Source organism: Nonomuraea sp. 3N208, assembly GCF_052245935.1.
In the GTDB taxonomy this organism is placed as follows: Bacteria; Actinomycetota; Actinomycetes; order Streptosporangiales; family Streptosporangiaceae; genus Nonomuraea.
In genome coordinates this window covers 124182-137412 of the sequence record NZ_JBQQBR010000021.1, presented here as the reverse complement: position 1 = coordinate 137412, position 13231 = coordinate 124182, and the positions used below count along the sequence as shown (strand labels likewise).

The 13231-nt window shown below is 70.9% G+C and carries 9 protein-coding genes and 1 tRNA gene; 4 read left to right on the top strand and 6 right to left on the bottom strand.

All coding sequences use genetic code 11. The features are described from left to right. Positions 1-6: 6 nt before the first annotated feature. Positions 7-1305: an extracellular solute-binding protein gene (locus tag ACTWPT_RS30200; RefSeq protein ID WP_443180867.1), complete on the bottom strand. Its 1299-nt coding sequence runs from the start codon at positions 1303-1305 to the stop codon at positions 7-9. A gap of 656 nt (positions 1306-1961) precedes the next feature. Between ACTWPT_RS30200 and ACTWPT_RS30195 the strand changes: the two genes are divergently transcribed. Together ACTWPT_RS30195 and helR are read left to right on the top strand one after the other, a co-directional pair. Next, entirely contained in the window at positions 1962-3197 is a 1236-nt protein-coding gene (locus ACTWPT_RS30195) for a glycosyltransferase (RefSeq protein ID WP_443180866.1), read from the top strand. Between the two features lie 61 nt (positions 3198-3258). Further along, the gene (gene helR, locus ACTWPT_RS30190; RefSeq protein ID WP_443180865.1) at positions 3259-5406 is read left to right on the top strand and encodes an RNA polymerase recycling motor ATPase HelR; all 2148 of its coding nucleotides are present in this window, start codon (positions 3259-3261) and stop codon (positions 5404-5406) included. Positions 5407-5558: 152 nt separating this feature from the next. On the opposite strand, the gene ACTWPT_RS30185 is transcribed toward helR, so the two are convergent. From ACTWPT_RS30185 to ACTWPT_RS30175, 3 genes are all read right to left on the bottom strand, one after another. Continuing rightward, positions 5559-5634, bottom strand: a tRNA-Thr gene (locus ACTWPT_RS30185). A 37-nt stretch (positions 5635-5671) separates the two neighbouring features. Beyond that, positions 5672-6883 carry a cytochrome P450 gene (locus ACTWPT_RS30180; RefSeq protein ID WP_443180864.1) on the bottom strand — a complete coding sequence of 404 codons (1212 nt, stop codon included), beginning with the start codon at positions 6881-6883 and terminating at the stop codon, positions 5672-5674. A gap of 36 nt (positions 6884-6919) precedes the next feature. Continuing rightward, entirely contained in the window at positions 6920-8515 is a 1596-nt protein-coding gene (locus tag ACTWPT_RS30175; protein WP_443180863.1) for an FAD-dependent oxidoreductase, read from the bottom strand. 266 nt (positions 8516-8781) lie between these two features. Between ACTWPT_RS30175 and ACTWPT_RS30170 the strand changes: the two genes are divergently transcribed. Both ACTWPT_RS30170 and ACTWPT_RS30165 read left to right on the top strand, forming a co-directional pair. After that, a complete protein-coding gene (locus ACTWPT_RS30170; RefSeq protein ID WP_443180862.1) occupies positions 8782-9204 on the top strand; it encodes a gluconate 2-dehydrogenase subunit 3 family protein in 423 nt (140 codons plus the stop codon). Continuing rightward, positions 9204-10832, top strand: a complete 1629-nt coding sequence (locus ACTWPT_RS30165) for a GMC oxidoreductase (protein WP_443180861.1) — start codon at positions 9204-9206, stop codon at positions 10830-10832. The genes ACTWPT_RS30170 and ACTWPT_RS30165 overlap by 1 nt, the downstream gene beginning before the upstream one ends. A 28-nt stretch (positions 10833-10860) precedes the next feature. On the opposite strand, the gene ACTWPT_RS30160 is transcribed toward ACTWPT_RS30165, so the two are convergent. Both ACTWPT_RS30160 and ACTWPT_RS30155 read right to left on the bottom strand, forming a co-directional pair. Beyond that, on the bottom strand, positions 10861-12285 hold the full coding sequence (locus ACTWPT_RS30160; RefSeq protein ID WP_443180860.1) for an arabinose isomerase: 1425 nt from the start codon (positions 12283-12285) through the stop codon (positions 10861-10863). Positions 12286-12301: 16 nt separating this feature from the next. After that, the gene (locus tag ACTWPT_RS30155) at positions 12302-13228 is read right to left on the bottom strand and encodes a discoidin domain-containing protein (protein ID WP_443180859.1); all 927 of its coding nucleotides are present in this window, start codon (positions 13226-13228) and stop codon (positions 12302-12304) included. Between the last annotated feature and the right edge of the window lie 3 nt (positions 13229-13231).

The following is a 13231-nucleotide window of genomic DNA, read 5'->3' as shown; positions in this document are numbered from 1 at the left end:
CGGAGATCACCCCGTACCCGTGCCGAGGCTCTCGGCGTACGCCTGGACGCTCGCGGCGGCCTTTTCGGCGGTCTGCTTGCCCTTGGCCACCGCTTCCATCTCCTTGCCCAGCCGGGTCGCGACCTGCTGCCAGGTGCTCACCTGCGGGAACGCCCGGGTGTTCTTCAGCTGGGTCAAGAAGGCGTCGAGGAGCGGCTGGCCCTTGATGGCCGGGTCGTCCCAGGCCGACACGACGGCCGGCAGCGAGCTGTACGCCTTGTACTGCGCGACCTGGGTGCTCGGCTGCGAGATGTACCGGATGAGCTTCCATGACGCGGTCGCGTTGCCGCTGCCGGCGAGCACACCCCAAGTGCCGCCCGCGGAGAAGGAGACGCTGCCCGACGTCCCGGCCGGCAGCGGTGCGGTCGCGACGTGAGACGCCGTCCAGCCGGTCTTCTTCGCGGCGGTGTCGAGCTGACCGACGACCCACGGGCCAGTGATCATGGAGGCGGTTTTGCCGGCGACGAAGTACGGCTGCGCGTCGAGAAACGTGGGCCCGCTGGTGTCGGCGACGCCCGAGGTGAAGAACGACGCGTTGTACTTCAGTGCGTCGACCATCGCCGGCGTGTCCAGCGTCCACTTGCCGTCGGCGGAGAGCAGTGAGCCGCCCGCCTGCCAGGCGTACATCGCGACGTCCTGGCCGTTGAAGATGTCCCAGCCGATGTCGGCCCCGAGGCCGCGCCCGGCGCCGGCGCCCTGGAGCGCCTTGAAGAACGGCACCATGCCGTCCCACGTGGTCGGCGCCTTGACACCCGCCTTCTCCGCCAGGTCGGAGCGGTAGACGAGCGCGTAGGTGTAGGCGTACCAGGGCACCGTGTAGGCGACGCCCTTGACCATGCCCGCGTCCCAGAGGCTTTTGAAGAAACCGCCAGGGTCGAGGAGGCCGTCAGGAACGGCCTGAAGGATCGACGGATTGAGGAACTGCGCCTGCGACTCGGGGAAGAACTGGGCGACATCGGGTCCATTGCCCGCCGCGATCGCCGACTGGAGCTTGGTGTAGTACTCGGCGTTCGGGATCAGCGTCAACTTCACCGTGACGTCCGGGTTCGCGGCCTTGAAGGGCGCGATGACCTTGTCGAGCACGTCGGCATCGCCCTGGGCGGCCCAGACATTGACGGTGCCGGTGGCCGGGGATTCGTCGATGGGCTTGGCGGTGCCTGTCGCGGCAGTGTCATCACTGCGCCCACAGCCCGCCAGGGTAAGGGTGCAGCTGAGAGCCAGGCCGGCGGTCAGCCGTAGGGCACCGCGTCGGGAGAGGTTGGACACTGGGGGGCTCCTGTCACATGAAGGCGCTGATCACGGTGAGGTGATTTTCGGCGAAAGTAGCTTTTTTGATCAGATGGATCCAATGGCGCCTATGCAGCCGATAGTGACGCTATGTATGGCGTGTTTCGGTGGTGCGGCGGACCCGTCACGGAACAATTTCGGAACTTGTAGCAAAATCCGTTCGTCACGCTCTGTGGCGGCCGTCGTCTACTCGCCGACCTGGTCGATCCGAGGGTGGCGGGTGATTGGGCGGTTGGTGATGAGTGCTGGAATCACACTTAGTGATCGCCGTCAGCGACAGAAAGGCCGGCGGCGGCGGCCGGGTGCGCTTGCACGCTCCGCCACCCTGATCGCGTAACGCTCCGCGATCTCGTCGCCGGGCTCTGATCCGGGCGTTACTCTCGCAGGAGCGTCCCTCGGGATCTCGCGTGTCGCCCATGCGAGCAACCAGGTCGGTTCAGGTGACGTCGGCGTACGCGGCGCGCCGCCACTTCGCGAGGAGGTTGTCCGTCCACAGTGGACGATGAGGGGGAAAGGGGAGCACCCGCTCCTTTCCACTCTCAACGTATAGCGCACCGGGGGGCTTGCGGCAAGACCCGGGTCGTGCTGCAGAATCGCTGGCCGAGGCCAGAACCTGCGGAAATGGGGGTTGCGCAGTGCGTGTGTTGTTGTCGACGTATGGGTCGCGCGGGGACGTCGAACCGCTGGTGGGACTCGCGGCGCGGTTGCGGGAACTCGGCGCGGAGGTGCGGGTGTGCGCGCCGCCGGATGAGGACTTCGCGCAGCGGCTGGCCGCTGTCGGCGTGCCGCTGGTGCCGGTCGGCCGGTCGGCGCGCGCGCTGACGACCGCGGCGCCGGCGCCGTCGTCCCTGCCCCAGCGCGCGGCCGAGCTGATCGCCAGCCAGTTCGACGCGGTCACCGCGGCGGCCGGGGGATGTGACGCGCTGGTGGCGACCGGCGTGATGCCTGCCGCGGCAGGCGCGCGGTCGGTGGCCGAGAAACTGGGCATCCGCTCCGTGTCCGTGACCTTCCAGCAGCTCACCCTGCCGTCGCCGCACCACCCGCCGCTGGCGTATCCGGGCCGGCCGTTCCCGCCGGAGGTGACCGACAACCGGGTGCTGTGGGATCTGGACGCCCAGAGCATCAACGCGCTGTTCGGTGCGGCGCTCAACACGAACCGGGCGTCGATCGGCCTGCCACCGGTGGACGACGTCCGCGACTACGTCATCGGCGACCAGCCGTGGCTGGCGACGGACCCGATCCTGGACCCGTGGCAGGAGACGCCGGACCTCGACGTCGTCCAGACCGGCGCGTGGATCCTGCCCGACGTTCACCCACTCCCGGCCGAGTTGGTGGCGTTCCTCGACGCCGGCACACCACCGGTGTACGTAGGCTTCGGCAGCATGCCCATGCACGCATCGACGGACGTCGCCCAGGTGGCCATCGAGGCGGTCCGCGCGCAGGGCCGCCGCGCGGTCGTGGCCCGCGGCTGGGCCGACCTGGCCCTGATCGACGACCGGGACGACTGCTTCGTCGTCGGCAAGGTCAACCAGCAGGCACTGTTCGGCCGGGTGGCCGCCGTCGTGCACCACGGCGGCGCGGGCACCACGACGACGGCCGCCCGGGCCGGTGCGCCTCAGGTGGTGGTACCCCAGGCGGTGGACCAGCCGTACTGGGCCGGCCGAGTGGCCGACCTGGGCATCGGCGCGGCACACGACGGTCCGGCTCCGACCGTCGAGTCCCTGTCAGCCGCGCTCAGAACGGCCCTGACCCCCGAGACCCGCGCGCGAGCGACCGCCGTGGCCGGCACGATCCGCACCGACGGGGCGACGGTGGCCGCGAAGCTGCTGCTCGACGCGATCAGCCGGGAAAGGCCGCCCGTGTCCGCGTGAACCACGCGAACGCCTTGCTGCACGTAATGGTCGCAAGCGACCTCAGATCGGAGTTAATGACGTGAACCCCCTGACTACCAGGGCGTTTGACCTTCCCGACCACCTCTCCCCCAAGGCCGACCCGGCGCTGATCGCCGGCGATGAGCAGCACTTCGCGGCCATCGCGGAGAGCCTCGAGCAAACGATCGCCGAGCTGTCCGACCGCCTCGATGCCGAGCGCAAGGCGCCCGGCGGCATAGGCCGGCAGGCGATGGACCGGGACATGGAGATCCACCGGCTGACCGCTCGCCTGCGCGCACTGCGTCGCTTCGGTCTGGACCTGTGCCTCGGACACATGGTCAGCGCGGACGACCCCGAGCCCGTGTACGTCGGACGGCTTGGCCTTACGGACAGCGCGGGTCGTCGGCTGCTGCTCGACTGGCGCTCCCCCGCGGCTGAGCCGTTCTTCGGAGCCACCCACGCCAACCCGATGGGTCTGGCGAGCCGCCGCAGGTATCGCTGGACCCGCGGCCGGATCAGCGACTACTGGGACGAGGTGTTCACCTCGGACGGGCTTGTCGGGCACGCCGCGCTCGACGACCAGTCCGCCTTCATCGCCAGCCTGGGCAGCAGCCGGTCGCCACGGATGCGAGACGTGCTCGGCACCATCCAGGCCGACCAGGACGCCATCATCCGAGCGGGATCCCGCGGCGCTCTCGTCGTCGACGGCGGGCCAGGTACGGGGAAGACCGTCGTCGCTCTGCACCGCTCCGCCTACCTCCTCTACTCCGACCCTCGCCTCGGTCACCGCCGGGGCGGCGTGCTGTTCGTCGGTCCGCACCAGCCCTACCTGGCCTACGTCGCCGACGTCCTCCCCAGCCTCGGAGAGGAGGGCGTGCAGACCTGCACTCTGCGGGACCTCGTCGCGGAGGGCGCCGCAGCAGCGATCGAGGCCGACCCGGACGTGGCCCGCCTGAAGTCGTCCGCGAACCTGGTGAAGGCGATCGAGCCGGCCGTCAGGTTCTACGAGAACCCGCCCACCAAGGGGATGACGGTCACGACCCACTGGTCCGACATCTGGCTGAGCGCCGAGGATTGGGCCGAGGCGTTCGAAGCAGCAGAACCCGGTACTCCGCACAACGAGGCGCGCGACCAGATCTGGCAGGAGCTGCTCACGATCCTGGTGGACAAGCATGACGGCGAAGCCCCGGCCGACCTGCTCCGCAAGTCGCTGATGCGGAACAGGGAGCTGCTCACGACCTTCAACCGCGCGTGGCCGCTGCTCGAAGCGGCTGACCTCGTCGGAGACCTGTGGTCGGTGCCCGCCTACCTGCGGATGTGCGCTCCCTGGCTCAGCCCCGATGAGGTTCAGCGGCTGCAGCGTACGGACGCCCAGGCCTGGACCGTGTCCGACCTGCCGCTCCTGGACACAGCACGGCAGCGGCTCGGCGACCCGGAGGCGTCGCGACGCAAGCGTCGGCATGACGCCGCCGTCGCCGCCCAACGCGAGCGCATGGCGCAGGTCGTCGACAACCTGCTCGAGACCGATGACGACGGTGAAGGTCTGGTGACGATGCTGCGCGGACAGGACATCCAGGACGCCTTGGTCGACGAGACCGCACTGCCCGGCGTCGATCCGGACCGGCTCGCCGGCCCGTTCGCGCACATCGTCGTGGACGAGGCTCAGGAACTGACCGATGCGGAGTGGCAGATGTTGCTGCTCCGGTGCCCGTCCCGGAGCTTCACCATCGTCGGGGATCGTGCCCAGGCCAGGCACGGGTTCACGGAGTCGTGGCAGGAACGGCTCGAGCGGATCGGGCTCGACCGGATCAACTTGGCCTCCCTGAGCATCAACTACCGGACGCCGGAAGAAATCATGGCGGAAGCCGAGCCGGTCATCCGGGCCGTGCTCCCGGACGCCAACGTGCCGTCCTCCATCCGCAGCAGCGGCGTCCCCGTCGTACACGGATCTGCTTCGGATCTGAGCTCGATCCTCGACACCTGGCTCGCCGCACATGCCGACGGGACCGCCTGCGTCATCGGGGATCCCACATTCCGGACGACGTCCCGGGTCCAGTCGCTGACCCCGGAGCTGTCGAAGGGGCTCGAATTCGACCTGGTCGTCCTCATCGACCCAGAGGCGTTCGGCCAGGGCATCGAAGGAGCGGTCGACCGCTATGTCGCGATGACCCGAGCGACCCGGCAACTCGTCATCCTCACGAGCTCCTGACGTCGGCCGGACGAACGCCCGTCCGGCCGAGGAGACGGACGTCCGCGCATCACACCGAGTGGATCGCGATCAGCCCGCTGGTGATGCCGGTGAGCCCGACGGCGGTCAGCACGATCAGTGCCTTGCCGATCCGAGCACCGCAGGATGGCATCGGCTCTCGACCGGATTCGAACCGGCGTTTCAGCCCCGTACTGCGGGCCACGTCTTGGGCCGCTGGACGACGAGAGCCACCCCTGGCCCAAGCCGCAGGCGGGAGTGCCCGGGCTCACGCGGGTTCGACGCCATCGTAGTCGATCAACAGGTGGCATGGCCCGCGCAGGACGGGGCTCGGCCGGTAGGGCGGCGGGTCGGCGACCAGCCGGGGATTGCGCAGCCGGCGGACGAGTTCGGCCAGCGCGATCTGGGTCTCGAGCCTGGCCAGCGGCGCGCCGAAGCAATAGTGGACGCCGCCGCCGAAGCCCAGGTGCTCGTTGCGGGCGCGGCAGGGGTCGAAGCGGTCCGGATCCACCGTGTGGGCCGGGTCGCGGCTGCCCGCGGCCAGGGCGAGGACGATGGGCGATCCGGCCGGGATGGTGGTGCCGGCAATGGTGATGTCGTCGAGGGCCACCCGCGAGGACACGAGTTGTACGGGTGGCTCGTAGCGCAGCAGTTCCTCGACGGCGGGGACGATGAGGCCGGGCTCGGCGCGGACGCGTTCCAGCTGGTCCGGATGGCGTAGCAGGGTGAGCATGCCGTTGGCGATGAGGTTGATGGTGGTCTCGTGTCCGGCGATCAGCAGCAGCACCGCGGTGCCGACGACCTCCTGCGGCGTCATGCCGCCCTCGGGGCCCTGGTAGGTGACGAACCCGGACAGCAGGTCCTCCCCCGGCTGCCGCCGGCGGTCCTCGGCAAGGCCGGCGAGGTAGCTTTCCAGCTTCTGCGCCACGGCCTGGCGTTCCCGCTCCCTCTCAGCCCGATCCTTCTCCCCCGGGCCGAACGTCTCGATGATCTGGTCGGCCCACGCGTGGAACTGCGGCTCGTCCTCCTCCGGTACGCCGAGCAGGCGGCAGATCACCGCGACCGGCAGCGGGTAGGCGACCTCGTCGACGAGGTCGGCCCGGCGCTTGCCGGCGATGGCGTCGATCAGTTCGGTGGTGATGGCGAGCATCGCCGGACGCAGCCCGTCGACGGTGCCCGGTGAGTGCGGCGGGCCGAAGTGGCGCATGGTCAGGCGGCGCAGCCGGTCGTGCTCGGGCGGGTCGAGCCCGATGAACGAGAATGCGCCGTCCGGCGCCTCGGCCGCGGAGGCGAGGTTGCGGCGGTCGGAGCTGACGCGTGGGTCGTGCAGCAGCGCGACGATCTCGCGGTACGTGCTGACGACATACGTGCCGTCCTCCTGCCGCGCCACCGGGCTGTTGCGGAACTCGCCGAAGAGCGGGTAGGGATCGGCACGGCCCGACGGGTCCAGGATCCGCTCGAAGACGCTGTGCGATGTCATGGCCTGCACTCCTGTCTGGGCTCTCCTGCTGGGCGGTCAGCTCTGCGGCGCGTGCACCAGCGACGCGCGGCGTTCCGCCGGATCGTGACCGGTCACCACGACGGTCGCCCCCGCCGTGGCGACCAGCCGTTCGGGGACCCGTGCGGGTACGGGCCCCGCGGCCTCGCGCCGGTCGACGTGGCGGAACTCAGGCGGGAACGGCGCGGCCTGCTCGATCAGCCGCTGGTAGAAGTCCAGCCAGAGCCCTTGATCGAAGGTGACCGCCGCCGTGACGCGGCCCTGGTACCCGTAGACGGCGACGAAGCGGCGCTCGGCCATCGAGCCCTGGGTGATGACCACCTCGTCGGCGAAAGTGGGCACGCCGACCGATTTGATGTTGACCCCGAATTGGCTGGACCAGAACACCGGCACCGAGAGGTGTGGCCAGCGGTGCGCCTGGTCGCTGATCATGTTGTGGGCGGCGATCTCGGCCTGGGCGACCGCGTTGCCCCAGTGCTCCAGCGTCATGAACTGGTACTGGTAGAGCGGGTGCGGGAAACGCGCGATGTCGCCGGCGACGAAGACGTCATCGGTGACCAGGCCGTTGATGTCCACGGCGCGGCAGCCCGCGTCGCAGGCCACACCCCAGACACCGGCGGCGAGCCCCGAGTCCTGCAGCCACTCGACGTTGCGGACGGAGCCGAGTGCGACGACGGCCACGTCGGCCTCCACGGTGCTGCCGTCCGACAGGCGTGCTCCGCGCAGCCGCCCGTCCCCGTCGCCCTCCAGGGCCGTGACCGTCGTGTGGCACCGCAGGTCCACGCCGTGCTCGCGGTGCATCTGCGCCGCCACGTCGCCGATCACGCCGCCCAGCGCGCTGACGAGCGGGGCGGGGCCGCGTTCGACGACTGTCACCGGCAGGTCCAGTTCGCGGCATACGGAGGCGATCTCACAGCCGGTGAACCCGGCGCCGAGGATGAGCACGCGGCGCGGGCGTGCCGCCAGCGCCTGCCGCAACCGGGCGCCGTCCCCCAGAGTGCGTAGCGTGTGGACGCCGTCCAGTGCGGCCTCGGCCTCGTTCGGCCAGGGCCGGGCGCGGGTGCCGGTGGCCAGCAGGACCCGGTCGAAGCCGATCTCGCGGCCGTCGGCCAGGCGTACCCGCTTGCCGGCCATGTCCAGCCCGGTCGCCGGGGTCCCCCACAGCCACTCGGCCTCGACCTCGCGCAGGCGGGGCAGCATGGTGTGGTCGGGCGGCACCTGCCCGGTGAGGACCTGTTTGGACAGGGGAGGCCGGTCGTACGGCTCGTAGGGCTCGTTGCCGATCACCGTCAGCGATCCGGCGAAGCCCTCCCGCCTGAGCACACCGGCGGCCCGCGCCCCGGCCAGCGAAGCCCCGACGATGACGATGCGGCCGTCGGTCTTCCCCCGGGCGGGCGGACCGGCCTGCTCAACCATGTGCCGCGTCGCCGTCCAGTCGAGATGGATGGCCTGGACCGGGCAGGCGGCGGCCGCCCGCAGCACGTGCTCGCGCCGCTCGTCGCCAGGGTCCAGGTCGTACAGCAGCGCCTCTTCTCGCATGGAGAAGACGTCCGGCGCGAGGAAGGCGCACTGCCCGTAGCCCTGGCAGCGCGTCAGATCGACGACGACCTTCACCGGCCACTCCCCCCGTCGAGCAAGCACGAGCGCCCGCTCGTCGGTGACGGGCCCTGCCCATGTGGGCCTACCCCGGCCAATCCACCCTGTAGCGCACCGATAATGATCATTTCCTTGTCTTTGCAGAGCATGCGGGCGTCGCGGGACCGGTCCGGCTTATCCCCTGTGGCTGCGCCGTCATGTGCAGAAGTCATACGATCCACCTGGGAAAGGACAGAAAGACGTGGCGCAACACCAGGGCAACAGGTGATCGAGGTGGAGAGCACGTGCGAGCGCCGGGCGCCCCGTTTCCGGGACTGACTCCTGAGCAGGCCGCCACGCTGAGCGCGGTCGTCGACACGATCGTCCCCGCCGACGAGTACCCGAGCGGCACCGAGGCCGGTGTCCTGGACTACCTGGCGGGGCGATCCGACCTGCGCGCGTCCTATGCGGCGGGGCTCGACGCCGTCGAGGCCGAGGCGCTGGAGAGGCACGGCGCGCGCTTCCCCGAGCTCCCGTGCGAGCGGCGCGAGGCGCTGCTGCGGGACGTGGAGGCAGGCACCACCCGAACACCGTGGCCGTTCGACGCGACGGTGTTCGTGAGCACGGTGGTGGGACACGTCATGGAGGGCTTCTACGGCGATCCGGACAACGGCGGCAACCACGACGCCGCCTCCTGGCGCATGATCGGGTTCGAGGTACGCGGCTGATGCGGGTGGACGCGGTCGTGATCGGATCGGGCGCCGGTGGCGGGGTCGCCGCCGCGGTCCTCGCCGAGGCGGGCAAGCAGGTGGTCGTGCTGGAACGCGGCCGCGACCTCACGTACGAGCAGATCGGACGCGACCACCTGCGCAATCACCGCATCGCCCGCTACCCCCACCGATCCGGGCCGGACTACGAGGACGGTCCTCGGGTCTTCGTCGACGCGACGGGCCGCGAGCATCAGGTGCGGGCGCACGAGCCCGGCTTCCACGGCAACGCCACGCTGGTCGGCGGCGGCACGCGGCTCTACGGGGCCCAGGCGTGGCGGTTCCTGCCCTCCGACTTCACCATGGCGAGCACGTACGGCGTCCCCGCGGGGAGCAGCCTCGCCGACTGGCCCATCGGCTACGACGACCTCGCGCCCTTTTACGAGCGTGCCGAGTGGGAGATCGGGGTCTGCGGCGACCACCAGGCGAGCAGCCGTCACTGGACCCGCGCCAAGCCGTACCCCATGCCCCCGCTTCCTGAGGGCGCGCAGGCCGGAGCCCTGCGCGGCGGCGCGGCCGCACTCGGCTGGGACGTGCTGCCGGTGCCCCTGCTGATCAACTCGGTGCCGTACGCCGGACGGGCCGCGTGCACCCGCTGTCAGCATTGTGTCGGCTTCGCCTGCCGGGCGGAGGCGAAGAACGGCTCGCACAACACGGTGCTGCGCCGCGCGCTCGCCACCGGCCGCGCCCGGCTGCTGCCGGAGGCGGTCGCCGAACGGGTCGAATGCGACTCCGCCGGCCGGGTCACCGGCGTGCGCTGGGTGGACCGGTCAGGGGCGCGCCACGTCGTCGAGGCCGAGGTGGTGGTCTGCGCGGCCGGCGCGATCGAGACCGCGCGGCTGCTGCAGAACTCATCGACCCGGCGGGAGCCGTACGGGCTGGGCAACAACCACGATCAGGTGGGGCGGCACCTCCAGGGCCACCCCTACGCATGGGCTCTCGGCGAGATGCCCGAGCCGGTGTACGACGGGCTCGGGCCCGGCGTCTCGCTGGCGACGCTCAAGTTCGCACACCACAATGACGGGCTCGTCGGCGGGGCGATGCTCGCCGACGAGTTCACCGTGCTGCCGATCGCCTTCTGGGCCCGCAATCTGCCTCCTGACCTGCCCCGCTGGGGCAGGGAGAACAAGCGGTACATGCGCGAGAACTACCGCCGCGTCATGCGGGTGGGCGGTCCGGTCCAGGAGATCCCCAGCCCGCACGCGAGGACGCGGCTCGACCGCCACGTGCGCGACCGGTGGGGCATCCCGGTCGCCCGCCTGTCCGGCACGACCCATCAGGAAACCGTGCGTACCGCCGCCTACATCGCCGGCCGGGCCCGCGAATGGCTGCTCGCCTCGGGCGCGCGGCGGACGTGGGGGGAGCCCGCTCCCCCGGCCCTGTACGCGGGACAGCACCAGTCGGGAACGTGCCGGATGGGCGACGACGAGCGCTCGTCGGTCGTGGACCGATGGGGCCGGGTCCACGGCCATGACAACCTCTACGTCATGGACGCCTCCGTGCACGTCACCAACGGCGCCGTCAATCCCGTGCTGACGATCATGGCACTGGCGTTCCGGGCGGCCGACCGGCTCTGCGCCGAGTGGTGACGTCCAGCACCACTTTCCCGGCGGCGGGTCAGGGCTGGACGTGCACGAGCTCGGCCCCGAGCAGGTCGGCCACCGCCCGCAGGTCGGCGACGCGGTGTCCGGTGCCGAGTGCCCAATGGTGGGAGATGCCGGTGGCGCTCCAGGCGTCGGTCCACTCGCCAGGGTCGCACCCGAAGTCCACCCGCGAGGTGGTGTTGCCGATCTGCAGCAGCGGGCCGGCCACCACCTCCCCCTGCGAGACGACGAAGCCGAAGGCCCCGTCGTGACGCTGCCGCAGGCCGAACGCGGTAACGGGCCCGCGTGCCACGTCGAACTCGACCGAGACGCCCCAGCCCCGCTTGCCGTGATAGACGCCGAGGCCGCGCAGGAGCGGCCGGCGCGAACTGATCGCCAGATGGGCGGGCCCGTCGTGGCCCATCTCCACGTGGCCGCGAGCGAAGTCGAGCGCCTGCAGTTCGGTGAAGGAGCCGCCGCCGCCGAGCCGGTCCATGATCAGCATGGCGAGAGAGGTGCGGAGCTCGTACTCGCCTGCCGCCGGGACCCCGCGGGCGGTGAGCAGGGACGAGCCGAGGATCATGCCGGCGCCGAGCCGCTCGTGGATCTCCCCGTCCAGCCCGCGGTGGTAGTAGGCCAGGCTGTCCAGCTCGAAGTCGGCCACGAGCCGGTCGAGCCCGACCGAGACGCGGGCCGCCCACGACAGGTCGTCCTCGTTGACGGTGTCGGCCAGATCGAAGACCTCGCGGGCCAGCTTCGTCCGCTCCTCGGTCTCGGCGTCGGTGACCTTCTCCACGCGTACCCGCAGGTCGTCGAACTCGAGCACCTCGACGTGCCCGCCGAAGTTGGCGCTCACCAGGGTGAGGTCGGTGGCCACGTCCAGCATGCCGGGATACAGGTGGCCCATGAGGCCGTGCCGGCCCCGTCGCAGCGCGGCCCTGACCCCCGCCGCGCGAACCCACCGACCGATCTTCTCCCAGGCCCGCTCGTCCTCGAGGTAGCCGGACACCGAGCGGAACGGGACACCGCAGCGCATGAAGGCGTTGGCCATCTCCGGCAGCGGGCAGGCGCCGCAGTAGGCCAGCCACTGGCCAGTGTCGAAGGTGGCGTGGTCCATGGACTCGGTCGGCTGCAGGTTGATCAGCAGCACCGGCGCGCCGCTGCGCTGGGCGATCGGCACGAGCATGGTGGCGGTCATGTACGTGGTGAGGAACCCGACGATGAGGTCGCAGCCCGCCGCGCGCAGCCGTTCGGCCGCCGCGGCGCCCTCCTGGGCGTCGGAGATGAAGCCGACGTCCACCACCTCGCAGTCCAGTGCTTTCATCCGCTCGGCGACCCGGGCGGACGAGCGCTCAAGCTGCGGCAGCAGGTCGGGGAACTGCGGCCAGTAGGCGCCGAGCCCACCTGCGACCAGGCCCACCTTGGTGCGGGGCGGCGTGCCTCGGGTGATTGTGCTCATGAGGGTCTCCCTTCGGTCAGCGAACTTCGACCTCGATGATGCGGGTGTAGTCGTTGGCGCCGTTCGAGGCCAGCGCGACGATGCGGACGGCGTCCGCCGTGACGGGCGCGAAGTCGGAGCGCACGCTGCCCGCGACGTTCCCGCGCACCTGCGCGACCGTCTGCCACTGGCCGTTCAGCCCGGTCTGGACGTCCCAGTCGCGCAGCCCGAAGGTCGCGGCCGGGTAGCGTTCGGTGTTCAGGGTGTACAGATCCACGCGGGAGACCTGCTTGGCGCCGCCGAGCGCGACGGACACGGTGTCGGGCCAGGTCCGGCCCGTGGCGTCGTTCCAGCCGTTGCCACCGGCCCAGCCGTTGGAGCTCGTGTCGCCGTCGGCGATGCTGCAGGGCGGGTAGTTGGCGTTGGTGTGCTGGGAGGAGGCCGTGACGGGGCGCCGCAGTGCCAGGTTGCCGCCGTTGTCGAGCCGGTCCAGGGTGACGACCTCGACGGGCACGGCCAGCATCCGCTCGCCGGCGCGCAGCCGCAGGCCGTATTCGCCCTCGGGAGTGGTGGGCGGGACGGCGACCAGCAGCTTCGCACCGAGCTCGTAACCGGGTGGCAGGTAGCTCGACAGCATGGAGCGGGAGGCTGAGAGCGGCTGGTCGATCTCTACGAACAGGTCGGCGTAGATGGGCTTCTTCGCGTCGCTGCGCAGGCCGATCTCGATCTTGGCCGGGCAGGCGGCGTCCACGCCGAGCGGGGCGATCAGCCGGTCGGCGCCCGCGATGGGGGTCAGCTCGCCGGTGCCCTTGGAGGTGCCTGGCTTGACGCGTACCGAAGGGACCGTCGCGGGCTGGTTAGCGGCGGGAGAGGGGTCCTGCCGCCGGGGGGCGGCGCCCGCGGCCGGCGCGGCCAGCAGGGCGGCGACGCAAGCGACGGCGAGCGCGGCGGTGAGGTGACGCATGAT

Excerpts from the sequence above, each read along its gene's own strand:
- ACTWPT_RS30180 (WP_443180864.1), bottom strand. The coding sequence starts at position 6,883 with ATGACATCGCACAGCGTCTTCGAGCGGATCCTGGACCCGTCGGGCCGT.
- ACTWPT_RS30165 (WP_443180861.1), top strand. The coding sequence starts at position 9,204 with ATGCGGGTGGACGCGGTCGTGATCGGATCGGGCGCCGGTGGCGGGGTC.
- ACTWPT_RS30160 (WP_443180860.1), bottom strand. The coding sequence starts at position 12,285 with ATGAGCACAATCACCCGAGGCACGCCGCCCCGCACCAAGGTGGGCCTG.
- ACTWPT_RS30155 (WP_443180859.1), bottom strand. The coding sequence starts at position 13,228 with ATGCGTCACCTCACCGCCGCGCTCGCCGTCGCTTGCGTCGCCGCCCTG.